Source organism: Virgibacillus sp. LDC1, assembly GCF_025792345.1.
Taxonomy (GTDB): Bacteria; Bacillota; Bacilli; order Paenibacillales; family Paenibacillaceae; genus Paenibacillus_AQ; species Paenibacillus_AQ lautus.
On sequence record NZ_JAOXLZ010000001.1, the window covers coordinates 4,018,507 to 4,037,162 of the forward strand.

At 50.9% G+C, this 18,656-nt stretch carries 17 protein-coding genes and 1 riboswitch; of the genes, 1 reads left to right on the forward strand and 16 read right to left on the reverse strand.

The window, feature by feature from the left end:
- Positions 1-16: 16 nt before the first annotated feature.
- The 8 genes from OHJ21_RS18100 to metA form a co-directional block, all read right to left on the reverse strand.
- Positions 17-310 (reverse strand): hypothetical protein, encoded by a 294-nt coding sequence (locus OHJ21_RS18100; protein ID WP_174819260.1) that lies wholly within the window; start codon positions 308-310, stop codon positions 17-19.
- 131 nt (positions 311-441) lie between these two features.
- Positions 442-1,188, reverse strand: a complete 747-nt coding sequence (locus tag OHJ21_RS18105; protein ID WP_100538940.1) for a 3D domain-containing protein — start codon at positions 1,186-1,188, stop codon at positions 442-444.
- A gap of 282 nt (positions 1,189-1,470) precedes the next feature.
- The gene (gene thrS / locus OHJ21_RS18110) at positions 1,471-3,408 is read right to left on the reverse strand and encodes a threonine--tRNA ligase (RefSeq protein WP_486020767.1); all 1,938 of its coding nucleotides are present in this window, start codon (positions 3,406-3,408) and stop codon (positions 1,471-1,473) included.
- 462 nt (positions 3,409-3,870) lie between these two features.
- Positions 3,871-4,776: a putative sporulation protein YtxC gene (locus OHJ21_RS18115; RefSeq protein ID WP_100538942.1), complete on the reverse strand. Its 906-nt coding sequence runs from the start codon at positions 4,774-4,776 to the stop codon at positions 3,871-3,873.
- Between the two features lie 232 nt (positions 4,777-5,008).
- Positions 5,009-6,142 (reverse strand): cyclic dehypoxanthinyl futalosine synthase, encoded by a 1,134-nt coding sequence (mqnC, locus tag OHJ21_RS18120; protein WP_015737124.1) that lies wholly within the window; start codon positions 6,140-6,142, stop codon positions 5,009-5,011.
- A 166-nt stretch (positions 6,143-6,308) separates the two neighbouring features.
- Entirely contained in the window at positions 6,309-7,529 is a 1,221-nt protein-coding gene (locus OHJ21_RS18125; RefSeq protein WP_486020770.1) for an aminotransferase class I/II-fold pyridoxal phosphate-dependent enzyme, read from the reverse strand.
- The gene (locus OHJ21_RS18130; protein ID WP_326114361.1) at positions 7,526-8,710 is read right to left on the reverse strand and encodes a PLP-dependent transferase; all 1,185 of its coding nucleotides are present in this window, start codon (positions 8,708-8,710) and stop codon (positions 7,526-7,528) included. The genes OHJ21_RS18125 and OHJ21_RS18130 overlap by 4 nt, the downstream gene beginning before the upstream one ends.
- A gap of 24 nt (positions 8,711-8,734) precedes the next feature.
- Positions 8,735-9,652: a homoserine O-acetyltransferase MetA gene (gene metA, locus OHJ21_RS18135; RefSeq protein ID WP_015737127.1), complete on the reverse strand. Its 918-nt coding sequence runs from the start codon at positions 9,650-9,652 to the stop codon at positions 8,735-8,737.
- A 133-nt stretch (positions 9,653-9,785) separates the two neighbouring features.
- A riboswitch (SAM riboswitch) is annotated at positions 9,786-9,915 on the reverse strand.
- A 441-nt stretch (positions 9,916-10,356) separates the two neighbouring features.
- Between metA and corA the strand changes: the two genes are divergently transcribed.
- Positions 10,357-11,292 (forward strand): magnesium/cobalt transporter CorA, encoded by a 936-nt coding sequence (corA, locus tag OHJ21_RS18140; RefSeq protein WP_100538945.1) that lies wholly within the window; start codon positions 10,357-10,359, stop codon positions 11,290-11,292.
- A 77-nt stretch (positions 11,293-11,369) separates the two neighbouring features.
- Here the strand turns inward: corA and OHJ21_RS18145 are convergent, their stop codons facing one another.
- The 8 genes from OHJ21_RS18145 to OHJ21_RS18180 all read right to left on the reverse strand — a co-directional run bounded on the left by OHJ21_RS18145 (position 11,370) and on the right by OHJ21_RS18180 (position 18,378).
- Positions 11,370-12,395 (reverse strand): HRDC domain-containing protein, encoded by a 1,026-nt coding sequence (locus OHJ21_RS18145; RefSeq protein ID WP_486020772.1) that lies wholly within the window; start codon positions 12,393-12,395, stop codon positions 11,370-11,372.
- Between the two features lie 193 nt (positions 12,396-12,588).
- Positions 12,589-13,485 carry an ROK family protein gene (locus OHJ21_RS18150; RefSeq protein ID WP_326114359.1) on the reverse strand — a complete coding sequence of 299 codons (897 nt, stop codon included), beginning with the start codon at positions 13,483-13,485 and terminating at the stop codon, positions 12,589-12,591.
- A 100-nt stretch (positions 13,486-13,585) separates the two neighbouring features.
- Positions 13,586-14,263: a molybdate ABC transporter permease subunit gene (gene modB / locus OHJ21_RS18155; protein WP_243390820.1), complete on the reverse strand. Its 678-nt coding sequence runs from the start codon at positions 14,261-14,263 to the stop codon at positions 13,586-13,588.
- Entirely contained in the window at positions 14,260-15,066 is an 807-nt protein-coding gene (gene modA, locus OHJ21_RS18160) for a molybdate ABC transporter substrate-binding protein (protein WP_486020774.1), read from the reverse strand. The genes modB and modA overlap by 4 nt, the downstream gene beginning before the upstream one ends.
- Positions 15,067-15,104: 38 nt before the next feature.
- The gene (locus tag OHJ21_RS18165; RefSeq protein WP_181469742.1) at positions 15,105-16,001 is read right to left on the reverse strand and encodes a 5'-3' exonuclease; all 897 of its coding nucleotides are present in this window, start codon (positions 15,999-16,001) and stop codon (positions 15,105-15,107) included.
- Positions 16,002-16,403: 402 nt separating this feature from the next.
- Complete coding sequence (locus OHJ21_RS18170; RefSeq protein WP_100538950.1) at positions 16,404-16,766, reverse strand: arsenate reductase family protein; 363 nt, start codon at positions 16,764-16,766, stop codon at positions 16,404-16,406.
- A gap of 34 nt (positions 16,767-16,800) precedes the next feature.
- The gene (locus tag OHJ21_RS18175) at positions 16,801-17,814 is read right to left on the reverse strand and encodes an RluA family pseudouridine synthase (protein ID WP_100538951.1); all 1,014 of its coding nucleotides are present in this window, start codon (positions 17,812-17,814) and stop codon (positions 16,801-16,803) included.
- 3 nt (positions 17,815-17,817) lie between these two features.
- Positions 17,818-18,378, reverse strand: coding sequence for a cob(I)yrinic acid a,c-diamide adenosyltransferase (locus OHJ21_RS18180; RefSeq protein ID WP_100538952.1), 561 nt, complete (start codon positions 18,376-18,378; stop codon positions 17,818-17,820).
- Positions 18,379-18,656 lie beyond the last annotated feature (278 nt).

Genomic DNA, 18,656 nt, shown 5'->3' on the forward strand with positions numbered 1-18,656 from the left:
CGCTGACATCTAAACCTTAACGGTTAGCGGAATGGTCCCCTGGTGTGTTCAGTTCGCCAAACTCAGCATCAAACTTCTCGTTCGGCTTTTTGTAGTTCTCCTGAACTTTCGAATTCCCTTTTGGATTGCTGGCGATGCTGGTATCTTCAGCAAACTCAGCATTAAACTTTTCATTCGGTGTTTTGAAGTTCTCTTGAACTTTGGAATTCCCTTTTGGGTTGCTGGCTATGCTGGTATCTTCAGCAAACTCAGCGTTAAACTTTTCATTCGGTGTTTTAAAGTTTTCTTGTACTTTGTTCTTTTTAGCCACAGTATTCACCTCCCTGTTCATATGCAATACCATCATCCTCTTCAGGGGTTTGGCCCCCGAAAAGTAGTATGTGATGAACAGGGAGGCATTATTCTTAAATGTTTACTGCCACTCTATGCGCCATAATCACCCTAAATGGCTTCCTCCAGAACGGATGAAGGCAGGAAACGATAGGTTTCGATCGCGGTATCCAGGGTTCTCAGCATTTCCTCCGTGCATTTGCCGCTTCCGGTTTTAATGACCTGTACCTCGACGTCCTTCTTCCCCCACTCCTTAAACACTTGTTTGGTTGTGGAGAAATAAAGATCGATTTTTTGCCCTTTGATCGCTGATCCGATATCCGCTACGATTCCATAACCATAACCCGGTATATAGAGAATACTGCCAAGCGGAAATACATCCGGATCCGCGGCAATCGTAGATAGCGTATTTCGATCCCGTTTAACCTTCACCCCGGAGTAGGTGATTCCATATTGAGGATGTCCCGGCTTCTTCCCGGTCGATTCATAACCTGCCGTATACCCCGTAGCGGTTACCTTCACCGTATGCAGCACCTGGTCCTCCCTGGGCGCAAGCACAGGCATGGATTCCCGTTTCTTGCCCGGCTGGCTGGCCTTTGGCCCTGTATCCGGAACTTCCAAGTATCTATTCATATCGCTAAAACCTACTACACGAAGCGCATAGAAGCGAGACATTTCCACGTAATCGGAGCCTTGAATTTCCCCGGCCGGATCATATACATTTCTGAAGTCCGTCGAACCATAGGATTCGCTTAGAATCAGATTGTGGGCTTCTACTATTGAAGAACCTGCACTAAACAAGACGGCTGATAAAATAAAACCAGCAAAAAACCTCTGCCATTTTTTCCATTGGATCATGTGAGTACCTCCCCCTTACTAGCGAGGGTTCCCACTTCCCAAATAGAATATACGTGATGACAGAGGTTTGCATGCTCCCTCGTTACTTATAGAGGTTGTTCAAAAAGTCCGCTTTTGATCACGAAGCGAATCAGGAAGCAGCTCGGCATCGAATCTTGAATTCAGCCGGGCCTTCCGGTGCTCACGTACCCAAATCGTACGCTCCGCTCCTCACTCCCTAGCTTCATCCAACCTTCTCGGTGCTGAAAATCGACCTTTTTGAACATGCACTTAAAGCCAAACTTAAACGACGTGGGTGTTAATTTCTTCACGAAGCTTGAGGATAATCTCGTCCAGCGGCTGGGCACCGATGTCCCCTTCGCCGCGTTTGCGGACGGAAACGGCGCCCGCATTTTTCTCGTTCTCGCCTACGATAAACATGTAAGGAATCTTCTCGAGCTGTGCTTCCCGAATCTTGTAGCCCAGCTTCTCGTTGCGAAGATCCGGCTCTACGGAGATACCGGCGAATTGAAGCTTCTCGGCCACTTCCTTGGCATAGTCTTCAAAGGCATTGGAAACCGGAATGACTTTAACCTGCACCGGTGACAGCCACAGCGGAACCGCACCTGCAAAATTCTCAAGCAAGAACGCGGTGAAGCGTTCCATGGTGCCCAGAATACCGCGGTGGATAACGACCGGACGATGCTTCTGGCCATCGTCGCCGACATATTCCAGCTCAAAGCGCTCAGGCAGCAGGAAGTCGAGCTGAACGGTTGACAGCGTCTCTTCCTTGCCTAGAGCCGTACGGATCTGGACGTCGAGCTTCGGTCCGTAGAAGGCAGCTTCGCCTTCGGCCTCATAGAACGGCATGTCCAGGCTCTCGACGACTTCGCGCAGCATGCGCTGGGACATTTCCCACATTTCATCATTCTGGAAGTACTTCTCGGTATCCTGCGGATCCCGGTAAGAAAGGCGGAAGCGGTAGTCATGGATGCCAAAGTCCTTGTAGACGGTCATGATCAGCTGAATGACCCGCGCAAACTCTTCCTTGATCTGATCCGGTCGGCAGAAAATATGCGAGTCGTTCAACGTCATCGCGCGCACGCGATGCAAGCCGGTCAGTGCACCGGACATTTCATAGCGATGCTGCATGCCAAGCTCAGCAATACGGATCGGCAGATCCCGGTAGCTGTGCATATCGCTCTTATATACCATCATATGGTGAGGACAGTTCATCGGACGAAGAACAAGCTCCTCGTTGTCCATCTCCATTTTTGGGAACATATCTTCCTGATAGTGCTCCCAGTGACCTGAAGTTTTGTACAGCTCCACGTTTCCGAGGACAGGCGTGTACACGTGCTGGTAACCGAGGCGCTCCTCCATGTCCACGATATAACGCTCCAGGGTACGGCGCAATTTCGCGCCGTTTGGCAGCCAGATCGGCAGGCCTTGTCCAACAAGCTGAGAGAACGTAAACATTTGCAATTCCTTGCCCAGCTTACGATGATCGCGCTTCTTGGCTTCCTCAAGCAGATGAAGATGCTCATCAAGCTGCGCTTTTTTCACGAACGCCGTACCGTAAACGCGCTGAAGCATTTTGTTCTTACTGTCGCCGCGCCAGTATGCGCCTGCCACATTCATTAGCTTGAATACTTTGATCTTTCCGGTTGAAGGGACGTGCGGTCCACGACAGAGATCAAAGAATTCACCTTGCTCATAGATCGTAATGACGCTATCCTCAGGCAGAGCATTGATCAGTTCCAGCTTGTACGGATCCCCGAGCTCGGCGAAGATGCGCAGCGCTTCCGCACGGCTTACTTCCTTGCGGACAATCGGAAGATTCTCGCCGATAATGCGTTCCATTTCCTTCTCGATCTTCTGCAGGTCCTCCGGATTCAAAGGCTCCTCCAGATCCATGTCATAATAGAAGCCGTCCTCAATGACCGGACCCACGCCCAGCTTTACTTCTTTCGCTCCATACAAACGCTTGGTTGCTTGAGCCAGCAAATGCGCTGTACTATGGCGCATCACTTCAAGCCCTTCGGGTGTATCCTGCGTTACGATTTCGATCAAAGCTCCGTCCTGAAGCGGTGTCGAGAGATCCACGACGATCCCGTCCATTTTTCCCGCGACCGCATTCTTTCTAAGTCCGCTGCTGATTGACGCAGCCACATCCTCAATACTGCTGCCCGCCTCATACTCCCGTACGGAGCCGTCAGGCAATTTAATGCTAATAGCCACCTTGTATTCCTCCCAAAAAAGTATTTCACGTTTCTTCCATATATGAAGGACGCGTTAGTCTCCCCGCGAAGACAGGTATGGACGGCTGAGGTGCCCGCCTGGACTTCAACGAAAGATACCGGAACATGCAAAAAACACCCGTCCCGCGAAGGGACGAGTGTTATACCCGTGGTTCCACCCTAATTCGATCTCTCCATCACCTTATGTACTGGGTACATAAACGATTAAGATCCTTCATCAGCATTGAGTAACGGTCATGAACCGGTGAAGCCTACTCATCCGCATTCATCATGACGTGCGGGTTCGACGACACAGCTACAAAGGGGTAAATCAATGGCGAACCGGAGGAAATTGCAGCCGAGGTTTCCTCTCTCTGAGCGGTCAAATCCGGATTGATTCATGTCTTTGTCAGAGCTTTTACGTGAATTTATCAGTAATTATAATCCTGACCGCTTCGGTGCGTCAAGTCATCATTCGTCCGCTTCCGAGAAGCGCGCTGCATTCCGGACAGCTGCAGCATACTTCGGCGCGGTTATCAAAGATGTGGGCCAATGTCACGATGACGGGAAGCTCAGGCTGCCTCGTGTGGATAATCATGCGGGCCGGAGATACCGAAATCAGCGTACTGACCACCATATCTTCAATCTCCATATCCTGGTCCAGCCTTTCCATAACGAGTCCTTCATCTCGAGGACGTTCAATCGGGCGAAGATTGCCATCCAGCAGCAGGAAATCTTCCTCCCCCTTATGAATGACGTGAACCAGCGGCATTTTGGGCTCCTGAAAATAAACAAAATATTTCAGCAGGCTGACAAACTCCTCGTACTGCTGATCGAGCATAAATTCATCCACTGCATACTCCGCCATCTCGCGGAGCTCCTGTTCATAGGACTGAAGCCGGAAGGTCATATATCCATCCAGATTGAGCTCAGATGCTTCGTTTAGGCATTGGTATATGCCTTCGGACAGCTTGCGTCTGCGGCTCTGCCAGAAGTCCGCGGACGGGCCTTCCTCTTTTTGCAGGAGCATCAAAAACCATTGCAGAATCCGCCCCGCTTCTTCCTCATCATCAAACTCGAATTCCGAGAACATTAACCGTGCAGCAATCTCCTGCTCCTTCTCTTCCATAATATAAGCAGTGACTGCTTCGGCAGTGAGCCGGCGCAGCGTGTCGGCCGATGCGGTCCATGAGGACAGCGGAAGCTTGCCGGAGCACGTCCAAATCACGCGGTCATCCGAAGCGCTGAATGTGAATTTCAGCTGCTTGCATTGTTTATGTAGCTCTTTCTGCTTGTCTGACAATATACGGTGAAACGCCTTTTTCTCGTCTTCCGTCCGTGTACCGACAGAAATGCTGAACAGTTCCATGGAATCACTCCTTTCGAGTTCCCTTTTCAGTATATGGGGACCCGCTCGGGGATATACGGAACTCCTGCTTGGAAAAACAAGCAAGTCCGAAAGAATATCTAATAAATGGCGCGCATACTAAAAATGTCGATCGATTTAAGTTCCATGAAAACCATACTTTCTAATATCCCAATATAAAAAAAGCGGACCGAGTTGCTCGGCCCGCTTTGCGGATTTTTCATGAAGTATAAAATTAGTTCTGCATGACAAAGTCGCGCTCAACGGTGCTGTTATCTTCGAACACGCGCAAAATATCATACCGGGTATTGCGTTGAGCCGGAATGTTGCCGGTCTCGCGGATCAATTGAATAATCGATTCAATATTGACCTTATACACAGCTCCTGCGGAAGAAACCACGTTCTCCTCCATCATCGTGCTGCCAAAGTCATTACAGCCGTAGCTGAGTGACAGTTTGCCGATCTCTGGCCCCATCGTTACCCAGGACGACTGCAAATTCGGAACGTTATCGATCGCCAATCGACCGATGGCTACCGTCTTCAAATACGCCTCCGGCGTTTCGCGTTCACGCTTAAGGTTTGTATTGTCCGGCTGGAACGTAAATGGAATGAAGGCCAGGAAGCCTTTGGAATCATAACCGTTCTGAATGCATTCATCCTGCGCATCACGTACGCGAAGCATGTGGAGCGCACGCTCTTCCATCGTTTCGCCCAGACCGATCACCATGGTTGCCGTCGTGTTCATGCCGACTTTATGAGCCGTTTGCATGACATCCATCCACTGGCGCCATGTGCCTTTCAAACGGCTGACTTTTTTACGGATGCGATCATCCAAGATCTCTGCGCCGCCGCCAGGCAGCGAATCCAGACCCGCGCTGTGAAGCTCGCGCATTACCTCTTCGAGCGTAAGCCCGGAGATCTCCACCATCTTCATAATTTCCGCCGGGGAGAAGGAATGCATCGTAATGTTGGGAAACCGCTTCTTGATGTTACGAAGCAGGTCCGTATAATAATTGAAAGGCAAATCCGGATTGACTCCGCCCTGCATCAGAATTTCAGTACCGTTCACATCCTCGGTTTCCTGAATCTTCTGGAAAATCGTCTCATCGGGCAGAACATAGCCCTCGGAAGAGCCCGGTCTGCGATAAAAAGCACAGAAACGGCAGAATACATCACATATGTTCGTGTAATTGATATTCCGGCCGATAACAAATGTTGTGATAGGATCCGGATGCAGGCGCTTTGTCATCACATCCGCCGCATGACCAATTTTCTCAATCTCGTCACTTTCAAAAAGCGTCACGGTATCTTCCAGGTTTAGACGCTCACCGCGTAAAGCTTTATCCAATATACGGTTTACCGCACTCATTCTTGCAGCCTCCCTACTTAGAGCAAAATAACAAATCACCAGTAAAACTTTTTCTATCTCATCCTACCACAATCCGGCATTAAAAACGACATCCCGTCCGTGACAGGATGCCGAATTCTATGATTTGGCATATCTTTAAATGAAGTCCTTGCTTCCATGCAAATCTTTAGTAACTGGCAGCAAAAGCCCGATCCAGGTCAGCAATCAGATCGTCCACATCCTCGAGTCCAACCGAGAAACGGAGCAAACCATCCGTAATGCCGCGTTCTTGCCGAACCTTCTCGCCCATCGCTGCATGCGACATCATCGCCGGATACGACAAGATGCTCTCCACAGCTCCCAGGCTGACCGCTACCAGCGGCAGCTTCACATGGTTCAGCACCTGCTTGGCGCGCTCGCCTGAGCCGACGTCAAAGGAGATGACCGCACCATAACCGCTCGATTGCTTCTCATGGACTTCACGTCCCGGATGATTCAAGAGGCCAGGGTAGTACACTCGCTCAATATCGCTTCTCCCTTGCAGCCAGGCCGCCAGCTTGGCTGCACTTTGCTCGGAGTGGGCCATTCGTGTGCTGAGTGTCTTCATGCCGCGCATAAGGAGCCAGGAATCCTGAACCCCAAGCACCGTGCCCAAACCATTTTGCAGCTGCTTCAATTGGTCTCCAAGCTCCTGGGTTCTGGCTACCGCGAGACCTGCCAGCACATCGCTGTGCCCGCCAAGGAATTTGGTCGCGCTGTGGATGACGATATCCACGCCGAATTCAATCGGACGCTGGTAAAACGGCGTCATGAACGTATTATCCAGCAGGGTAAGCAGGCCTTGCTCCTTCGCCCAATCCGTCACGGCACCAATGTCAGTAATTTTTAGGGTCGGGTTCGAAGGAGTCTCCATATAGACAGCTTTCGTATTCGGTTTGAGGGCCGCCTTCACCTGATCCAGATCGGTCATGTCTACAAAGGTGCTCTCGATGCCCATACGGCATAGAATGCTGGTCAGCAGGCGGTAGGTCCCGCCGTACACGTCCTCCGTCACGATCATATGATCGCCCGCGGAGAGCAGCATGAACGAGCTGGAGATCGCGGCCATACCGGAAGCATAAGCGAAACCGCGTACGCCTCCTTCCAAGAGGGCGATATAATCTTCCAGCGCCTGCCTCGTCGGATTGCCGGAACGGCTGTAATCATGTTGGGGCGGGTTAAAGATATCTTCATGATGAAACGTAGAGGCTTGATAGATCGGAACGCTTGAGGCGCCGGTTGCCCGGTCGATTTCCCCGCCGAAATGCAATAATTTCGTCTCGAAACGGAGTTCTTCCTCGCGCTCCCGTTTTGTTGATAACTGCTTGGATTGCGTTTCCAAGCCTGATGGGCCTTTATCGATGCTCATTCTCCCGTGCTCCCTTCCACTTCAGCCATAGCTGCGCCCAGCGCAGCATCCAAATCCGCGATCAGGTCATCCGCATGCTCGATGCCGACCGAGAACCGGAGCAAGCGGTCATCCACACCGATCGCATCCCGAATCTCAAGCGGGATGTCCGCATGGGTCTGGACGGCTGGGTATGTCATCAGGGACTCGACGCCCCCGAGGCTTTCGGCGAACGCAATCAGCTTAATGTGCCGCAGCACGGGCTCCACATAGCGGGCGTCCTTCACCTTGAAGGAGAAGATGCCGGTGTTGCCGCTGGATTGACGGTTCTGTATGTCATGTCCCGGATGATCCGACAGGGCAGGGTAATATACCTCGCCGATCGCTGGGTGAGTTGTCAAAAAGGTCGCCACTGCGGTGGCATTCGTTTCGTGCCGATCCATGCGCAGCGCAAGCGTCTTCATGCCTCTCATCAGCTGATAGGAATCGGTCGGGCTTAACACCGCGCCGATGGAGTTATGAAGGAAAGCCATCTCCTCCGATAATTCCTTGCCCTTCGTTACGATGATACCCGCCAGCACATCGTTATGTCCTCCCAAATACTTGGTGGCGCTATGTATGACGATATCCGCCCCAAGCTCGATGGGTCTTTGGAAATATGGAGTCAAAAGCGTATTATCGACGATGCTGATCAGTTGATGGCGCCTTGCCCACGTACAGACGGCTTCGATATCTGTAATCATCATAAGTGGATTGGTCGGCGTTTCGACAAAGACAGCCTTCGTGTTGGGCTGTCTTGACCCTTCCAGGGCATCCAGGTCATTTGTATCCACGTACGTAGCCGTTACGCCGAACTTGGACATAATCCGCTCCAGCAGCCTATACGTCCCACCATACAGATCCAGCGATACAATCAGATGATCCCCTTGGCCGAACAAAGCAAAAATCGTCTGAAGGGCAGCCATGCCCGAGCTGCAAGCAAAGCCGGCATCACCGGATTCCAGCTCGGCGCAGGCATCCTCCAATACCGACCGGGTCGGATTTTTCGTACGGGCATAATCAAACCCCGTGCTCTGGCCTAATTTGGGATGGCGGTACGCCGTAGCCTGATAAATCGGAAAATTCACGGCTCCGGTTACCGGTTCTTGCACCGACCCGATCTGTGCCAGCCGGCTCTCTATATTCAAAGGTTTCTTCTCCATCACATACTCTCCTCCCGTATACTGCTATATTTGCGGACCAATATCGTACGGCGTTTCCTGATATACATAGTAATTGAGCCAATTAGTAAATAATAAGTTTGCATGCGCGCGCCAGATGGACGGAGGCGTCCTTGTTGGATCATCATTCGGGTAATAGTTGCGCGGCAGCGCGATATCCATTCCTTTGGCAACGTCCCGGTCATACTCCCATTTCAGAGAGTCCGCATCATATTCGGAATGCCCTGTGGCAAAAATCTGCTTTCCATCGCGGCTGGATACCAAATAAATGCCTGCTTCCTCGGACTCGGACAGGATGACCAAATCGTCAACACCTGTAATGTCTTCGCGCCGAACTTCCGTATGACGGGAATGCGGAACAAAGAACATTTCGTCAAAGCCGCGAAGCAGCTTGGTACATGCTTCATTGATCGTATGTGGAAATACGCCAAAGCATTTTTCCTCGAGGCTGTATTTCGGCACGCCGTAATGATAATAAAGCCCGGCCTGCGATGCCCAGCAGATATGGAGCGTGGAGGTCACATGCGTCTTGGTCCATTCAAAAATTTCAGTAAGCTCATCCCAGTAATTCACTTCTTCAAACTCCAACTGCTCGACTGGAGCTCCTGTAATAATCATGCCGTCAAAACGACGGTTCTTCACTTCTTCAAAGGTTTTGTAAAATGATTTCAGATGCTCAGCCGACGTATTCTTCGAAACGTGGGAACTCGGATGAAGAAGAACAACATCCACCTGGAGCGGGGAGTTACCGATCAATCGCAGCAGCTGGGTCTCCGTCGTTTCCTTGGTTGGCATCAAGTTCAGAATAGCAATCCGCAATGGGCGGATATCCTGATGAAATGCATGACTCTCATCCATGACAAAAATGTTTTCTCCAGCCAGAACTTCCTTTGCCGGCAAGGCATCCGGAATTTTAATTGGCATTGTGGCTCACTCCTTCGAAATATGAAATGATACATCCATAAAAAGCTGTGAGAAAGAGCGTTAGACTGTATAAACGCAAGAAAACCTTTCTCGAAGTAGAGAAAGGTCATCATATACGTATCACAATGCGCCTCTCTCATCTGTCAGACTATACAACGGCTTCGAAGAAGCGTCGTATCTCCTGCAAGAATTAGCACCGTGCGATGTTGCCGCCGGTTGCCGGGTTTCATAGGGCTAGTCCCTCCACCTGCTCTTGATAAGATTTCGCTTTATTCAGTTGTCTTAAATGGTTCGTAATTGATACTTACTTTAAATCATTCCCAATTTTTCGTCAAGAACCTTTTCATAAGTCCGTCACACTTCACCGAAGGTTTCCATACCCTGTACAAATGGCCCTTGATTGCACCGGATTTTCAACTTGAAAGGTCCTACACCCGGCGTTATACTAGACAAGTGCTGTTTAAAACCGAGTATGAAAGAGGTGACATGGAAGATGGACGGTGACCCGAGCCAGAAACTGGATGCACAAGACGCACAACCGCATAGGATTAAGATCAGCTTACCGGCAGAGGGCGGCGTTATTTTTCATGCGCTTTTATCGTATTCTAACCTTCCTTGAATCATGCCTGTATACCGGTGGGCTGATATCCTGTGCCTTTACTGCTGAACCAAGCAGTTTGTATTTGACAAAGGAGTGATATCAGATGAAAATCCGGTTGGTCGATTCGGGCGTATTTACCCCTATTGATGACATCGAAATGACGCTGACGCCTCCGGCCAGCGGCTTCTACTGGCTGGATGCGGACGTGGATGATTTAGCCGAACTGCAGCCCCTCTTCTCCCTGCATGATCTTGCGGTTGAGGACTGCCTCAGCGAAGAGGAGCAGCGTCCCAAAATTGAAATTTACGAGAACCACTATTTTATCGTCGTGAACAGCATCCGGTTTGACGACGAAGAGATTTTCCTTCGGGCATTGAATGTTTTCCTGGGTAGACATTTTATTATTACGGTAACCAAGCAAAAGATCCACGAGCTTCGCACCGTTAAGCCGCTTCTATGGGAGGACGAAGTCAGCACGCCTGACCGCTTCCTTTACCTCTTGATCGACCTTGTCACGGACAACTATTTCTCCGTTGGGGACCGCATCGAGGCGCGGATTGAAAAGCTGGAGGAAGACATCCTGATGCATACCAAAAAAACACACTTAAGCGAGATTATCGGTCTGCGAAGCGAAATTCTTTGGTTGAAAAAGGTGCTTGGTCCGCAGAAGGAAGTTATCAATACACTTAACAAAAAAGATCTCCGGCTGATCGATGACCAGCTGCAGAAATATTTCAGCGATATCTATGAAAATGCCGTGAAAATTTCCGAAACCTTCGAGACCTACCGGGATCTTATGGGGAACCTTCGAGAGGCTTACCAATCCAGTATCGCCAATCGGGCCAATGAAATCATGCGTGTGTTTACCGCCATTACAACGATCTTTATTCCACTGACGCTGATTACGGGCATCTACGGCATGAACTTTGACAATATGCCTGAGCTTCACTGGAAATATTCATATTATGTAGTTATAGGCATCATGATTTCTGCCGGTGCCCTCATGTTTTATCTGTTCCGCAAAAAGGACTGGATATGAAATACCACAGCACCACAGAGAGAATCAGGACGGATTTCCTTGCCCAAGGAAATCCGTCCTGATTTCGTTCGTGCGGATTAGCCTGCGTTCGCTTTGCCAGGCTCTTCCCGCCGGAAGCGAATCCGTATCAGGCGCAGCCGCTCATACAGCTTCTCCGTTCCGCCAATCTCTTCTACCTCTCCATTCCGGGCTTGTCCTTCTCCATATACCCGTTGTAATACCGGTTTAAGAAACGTATCGCCCAGCTCTTCAAAAGCCTTCCATACCGTCGCCTGCTCTGAAGCCGTCATCGTATTCAATTCTACCTCCAGCAGCTGCTCCGTGTCATAACCTTCCTTCTCGAGCCCCTCCAATTCCTCAACCAAATCCCGGCGAGATAACGCGGTGCGCTCTTCCAGCTGGGTCAGCGAAGCTCCCTCTGCTATGCCAAGCAGCATCGTACGACGGATTCGGAAGCGGTCCAGCTCTTGCTTGTAGCGCTGCTCCTTCTGTTTATACAGCCAGGACAAGAACACTTCTTCCTGCAGCTGCTTATAAACCCAATCCAATGGAAAGGTTGTGGTTCGCTCGATTTTCGTCGTGATCTCCAGCCACTCCGCCCCATGCTCCGAGGCCTTGCTGACCCCGATTCCCGGAAGCTGCAGCAGCTCTTCCTCATTCTGGGGGATGAAGGCGCTAATCATGCGCAGCACCCGATTGCTGGCAATGAAGTAAGGGGCTTTTCTTCCGGAGGCCGCCTTTCTCCTGCGCCAGGCACACAGCTCCGCGTACAGCTCCTCCGAGCCATACAGCTCACTGTAGCACTGCAGCTTCTGCACACCAAGATTCTTGCCTCCCGTCTCTCCGGGTGCATGGAATACCCCCTCAACAAGCGGCCGGAAGCCCTCTCCAAGCTTCTTCGCTAATTGATGTCGGTACACGCATAATAACTCATTCCATGAATTCCCTTCATACCACTCCTCGTCGGATACTTCACCGTCCGGTTCCATATTCCGCCAACCGAGCTGCCATCCCCCCTCTTCCTCACCGATCCATACTTGAGCAGAACGGAGATGACCTGACTCATCCGCTCCGCTCATCTGATTCATGAACACAATTTGCATCCCTCAAATACCTCCCGTTTAAGCATTCAGCACAACGATGATACAACGCAAAAAAGCACCTCTCCTCCGCCGCAGCGACAAAGAAAGGTGCTTCCCGTTCCATACGTTATACTGTTGAAACCATAATACCTATAATCTGTAATAAAATCAAACCAATTTTGGCTCACTCTATATAAGAAATTAAGAAATAAGGTTAAGCCTGAACGCTCTTGGCCTCATCTACTGCCAGCTTGGCCAACGCCAATGCGCCGCAGAGCCCCGCATTATCGCCGAGCATCGGCGGAACGATGAATTGATCGATCCCGTCATGAAGGCTTGGATGCTGAACATATCCGGCCAGCAGCTCCTGAAGCTTCGTGCGGATCAGCGGGAACAGCTGCTCCTGCTTCATAACGCCTCCGCCCATCACAATACGTTGAGGGGACAGAATGAGGACATAATTCATCAGCGCTTGAGCCAGATAATAAGCTTCCATCTCCCAAGCCGGATGATCCGGCGTCAATTCCACGCCGGGAACTCCCCAACGTTTGCCAAGGGACGGACCGGCTGCAAGCCCCTCCAGACAGTCGGCGTGATATGGACAGGTCCCTTCATACCGGTCTTCCGGATGGCGGCGCACATAAATATGCCCCATCTCCGGATGAGACAAGCCGTGGATCAATTCACCAGCTACCACGGCGCCAGCTCCTACTCCCGTTCCGATGGTGATATACAGACAGCTTTCCAGTCCCTGGGCAGCGCCCCATGTATATTCTCCAAGAGCTGCTCCGTTTACATCGGTATCAAATCCAATCGGAACATGAAAACGCTCTTCCAATGCTTTGACAATATTGTAATTGCTCCAATGCGGCTTCGGTGTCGTTGTAATGCAGCCATAAGTCGGGCTGCCCTTCACCGGATCAATCGGTCCGAAAGAACCGACTCCGATCGACTCTATATCCTTATCAGCAAAAAAGTTAAAGACGTTTGCCATGGTTTCTTCCGGGGTTGTTGTCGGGAAGCTCACTCGCTCCACAACCGTTCCATCCTCCATACCCACGCCGCAAACGAACTTGGTTCCTCCTGCTTCAATTGCTCCAAGTAAACTCATGCTTCTTCCATCCTCTCCACGATGTGCTGTGCCTTGTTCTCTATTTGGTTGCTAACAAGCTCTATTCGAAGCATATGTAAACATTGTGCTCCCGTCAAGTCTACCTGCCGCTTTCTCTGCTTCTGCCCGTTCCTGACGCGGCGAGTAACAGCCATGAGAACAAAATAATGACCGCCGTCCACGCCCATGCCAGCCCGCTTTCGCCATTGCTAACCGCAACGTAAATCGCCGTGGGCAGCGTTTGCGTGACGCCCGGTATATTGCCTGCAACCATCCAGGTTGCCCCAAACTCGCCCAAGCCTCTGGCAAAAGCCAGAATGAACGCCGATACGCCTGCCCTGCGGACCAGCGGCAGCGTAATCCAGCGAAGCACCTGCCATTCACCGGCCCCGGCCGATCGCGCCGAATCCTCAAGCTCCGGGTCCACGGACTCAAAGCCCACCCGCATGCTCTGATACACAAGCGGAAACGAGACCACTATAGCCGCTATGACCGCGGCCCCCCAACTGAAAATGATGGGCCTGGCAAACAGCCATTCGGCAGCTGAACCTATCCAGCTGTTTCTGCCCAGCATGACAAGCAGAAGAAAGCCGACCACCGTAGGCGGAAGCACAAGCGGAAGCATCAGCAGCGTTTCGACGGCCGTTTTGCCGACAAACGCGCGCCGGGACATCCAGCGTGCCGCCGCTGATCCCAGTATAAAGGCAATGATGCTGGACAGCAGTGATGTTTTTATCGACAGCCATACCGGCATCCAGAACATTTCGGTCGTGGTCACGGCGACGCCTCCGCTACCTCAAATCCAGCCTCCGTGAAGATATCCCTGATCTCGGGCTTCCGCATAAATTCAAGGAGCGCCTCAGCCTCCTGCGGATGCTTGGCATTGCCCGGAACCGCTGCAGGATATTCAATCGGTTGGTGCTTGTCCGGGTCGACCTCAAGCGCAAGTTTTGCCTTGGTCGAACTCTTCAGATCGGTTTTATACACAAAACCGGCATCCGCATTCCCCGACTCCACATAAGCGAGAACTTGCGTCACGTCCTTGGCATACACCGCCTTGGATTCGACATCATCCCAAAGGCCTTCATTCTGAAGAGCATCCTTCGCATACTCCCCGGCCGGTACCGTATCCGGCTGCCCGATAGCCAGAACGCGTACTTCAGGTTTGAGCAGATCCGATAACTGCTTCACGTTCTGTTTGCCAACAGGCTCAATCAGCACCAACGCATTCCGAAACATCAACTGAACCGCATCGGATTGTACAACCCCCTTCTCGACCAGTCGATCCATCGGCTCCGTTGCCGCGGATACAAACAAATCTACAGGCGCCCCTTGCTCGAGCTGTTGTCCAAGAGAGCCCGAACCGCCGAAATTATACCGCAGCGTAACATTCGGAAACTCTGCTTCAAATCGTCGTCCGGTCTCTTCCAGGCTGGATTTTAGGCTTGCTGCTGCCGAAACAATCACTTCCACCTTCTTCTCAGCCCCTGAGGGCTGCTTAGTGGTATCGGTTGAAGGAGTCTGGTTGGATGCACATGCGGATATTAGAAGCAGCATGGCCCCAAGCAGCAACCCGGTCAAGATTGATGTTCTTCCGAAATTAAACGGTCTCCACATGACTAGGAAACCACCGCCACCCCAAAAAGATGGCCGAGGCTCTTCATCTCGAGCTCCTCCAGTTTGGTTAATGCCCGTTCGTGATCCACGCTCAGGCGGCATAGATCCAATTCGCACTCCATGGGAACCTCGCAATGGATTTCAGCCAAAGCCCGGGACAGATGCAGCATTTCCAGATCCGCCTCGATCTTGGTGCGGACCCCTTTGGTCAGCGAATCAAGATTCGCAAGAATGCCTTCCACGGATTCATACTCCTGAATCAGCTTGACCGCCGTTTTCTCACCAATCCCGCGTACGCCCGGATAATTATCGCTCGTATCTCCCATCAGGCCTTTCACATCGATCACCTGCCTTGGGGAAAGTCCTTTTTCGGCATACAACGTTTCCGGGGTATAATGCATATAATTGCCGTGTCCCTTTTTCATAATAATGACGGAAGTCGAATCGTTCACGAGCTGAAGCAGATCGTGGTCCCCCGACAGGATCATGACATTCATGCTATCCCCATACCGTCTGGCCAGCGTACCGATGCAATCATCAGCCTCATAGCCCACGACGCCCAGATTCGGAATTCCCAGGCATTCCGTCACATCACGCACCAACGAAAACTGCGGAACCAAATCATCCGGCGCTTCCGGACGATTCCCTTTATACGAGGCAAATTGCTCTGTACGAAATGTTTTTGAGCCCATATCCCAGCAGCACGCCACATGGGTAGGCTGAAATTTATCGATAGCATCCCACATATACCGCAGGAAGCCGTAAATCGCGTTGGTCGGCACACCCGCTTTGGTTCGACGGATATAGCCGCTTGACGCGGTCGCATAGTAAGCACGAAATAATAAAGCCATCCCGTCTACAAGCATTAAGGATGGTTGTTGATTGGGTATCACAGTCATGATCGCTCCTAACTTTAACTTCTCTGATATAACCTTAAATATACCTTGTCATTATACCATATCCCTATATAGACTTGGGCTAGTCACAAGGCATTTCTTTGAATTTCCTATCATTGGCTGTTCATAAGAAAAACGTCTATCGACGTACTTTCTCAGTAGACAGACCGCATTTAGCTGAAGTTTTTCTTGCGAGATAAGGATGCTAAGCCTCGGATGTTTATACGTTCTTATCTCTTAAAACAAAAGAGCATCCCGGCGGTCCAAGGACCTTGGGATGCTCTACCTTTACCAGCAGGAGAATGCGTCAATGCCGGATCGTTGCCCTTCAACAATCGGGTTCCATCAGCTCTTTTAACCGGCCTTTATTGGGCCTGTCCTTGTCTCCGGCTAAAAACAGCCATTCTACTTCTGCCATGAATCCTGATATTGTTCCGCCTTGAAGCCGACGGTCACTTTACTGCCGTCCGTCACGATCGGACGCTTAATCAATCTTCCGTTGGACGACAACAGTTCGATTTTCTCCTCGTCGGAGAGTCCAGGCAGCTTGTCTTTCAGGTTCATTTCCTTGTAGACCTCGCCGCTCGTATTGAAAAACTTCTTCAGCTCCAGGCCGCTCTTGGCGATAAGGTCGGCTAATTCATCCTTCTTTGGCGGTTGCTCAAAAATATTTTGAAGTTCCAGCTCATGCCCTTCGTTCTGCAGCCATTTCACCGCGTTACGGCATGTCCCGCATTTCGGGTATTGATATACTTTCAGTTTGCTCATTCGATACGTTCTCCTTCTCATGTTGTTTTGAAAATTAGGTCGCCTCTTCCGCAAGCAGGTTTCTCAGAAAGTTCATATCCTCAGGGAGCGGAGCGGTAAATACCATCGGGGTCCCCTCAATCGGGTGCATCAGCGTCAGGCTTGCCGCATGCAGCGCCTGCCTGCCCATGCACCGGTCCAGCCTCATGATGGATGCGGCTTCCGGCTCTGCCGGTCCCTCGTTCTCATAGGAAGCAGCTTCCGTCCCATCTGATGGCGACTCCCGATCGCTGTAAACCGGGTGCCTATACATCTGATCTCCAATCAATGGACAGCCGATGCTAAGCATATGCACCCGAATTTGATGGGTCCGGCCCGTTTCCAGCTTCAACTCAACCAAGGATGCGGAAGGATAGGTTTCGCATACCTGATACCGTGTCAATGAAGGATATCCATCCGGAGTTACGATGCGACGGTGGGGCTCTAACGGATCCCGATCAATCGGACCGTCAATATCGCCTGACGGCACAGCAGGCTTGCCATGAACAAATGCTACATACCTCTTGTCAACCGTGCCGGCTATCATTTGTTCGGAAACATGCTGGTGAATATACGGATTCTTCGCCACCACCAGCACGCCGGAGGTTTCCTGATCCAGCCTGTGAACCGCTCTGAACCGGTAATTCCAGCCCTTCTCCTGCCAATAGTGAACAACGCCGTTCGCCAGTGTGTCCGTATAATGACCGTGCGTCGGATGCACGATGATCCCTGCCGGCTTGTTCAGAACAAGCAGATGCTCATCCTCGTACAGAATATGAAGTTTCATCGGCTGGGGCAGCATATCGTCTGACCGTTCCTGCTCCATCCGGATTTCGATCAGATCTCCCGCATGCACTTTAACGCTAATGTATACACGGGTCCCGTTCAGCATGATGCCCTGCTCGGTCAACTTGAGGCGCGAGAGCAGCTTACGGGATACCCCCATTCGTTTTTGTAAAATAGTCTTAAGCTGCATGCCGTCTTCTTGCGGTGACACGACATAGCTAATTGGAGGATAATACAAATTCATGAATTACCGAAACACCTTTCCACTTCGCTCATATTCGACATCCGGAATCCCGGCGTGCACATTGGCTGCCCGCGCAGTCACAAAGAAATAGTCGGACAATCGGTTCAGATAGCGGCGAACCTCCGGATTGATTTCCGTGGTTCGCTGCAGCGAAACGGTCAACCGCTCGGCGCGGCGGCATACGGTCCGACATACATGAAGCATGGAGGACAACGCGCTTCCGCCTGGCAGGATAAAACGCTCAAGCGGAGGGTTTTTCTCCTCGAATGCATCCAGCCATGCCTCCAGATTATCCACAAGATCAGCGCTTACCTTGAGTTTATCCTCACGAGGTCTCGCATAGGCCAGATCCGAGCCGCAATCGAACAGTTCATGCTGGATTCGAACGAGCTGAAGATGCAGCTCCTCAAAGTCGGCTTCCTTGGCCAAAAATACGGCTTGACCGACAAAGCTGTTTAATTCATCGATCGTGCCATACGCCTCGATGCGCGGATCATCCTTGGGCACACGACCGCCAATAATTGAAGTTTCCCCCGCATCTCCCGTTCTCGTATATACCTTCATCACATCTTCCTCCATTTCAAAGTCCGATCCATATTGAACGAACACACCATATTTCTTAAGATTATAGAATTTATAGTTTCAGCGAAGCTGAGCAATTCTATAATCGCAAGAAAAACTTCCTTTAACCGCGGTCTGTCTTCTGAGAAAGTACGGCGATAGACGTTTTTCTTATTATGCTCAACTATAGCATAATTTCCAATAACGGTCCCTCTACGGCAGAATAAGCCCCATGCTGATCATGATTCCGGGACGAGTTTTGCACCAGGGGATTGTTTTAA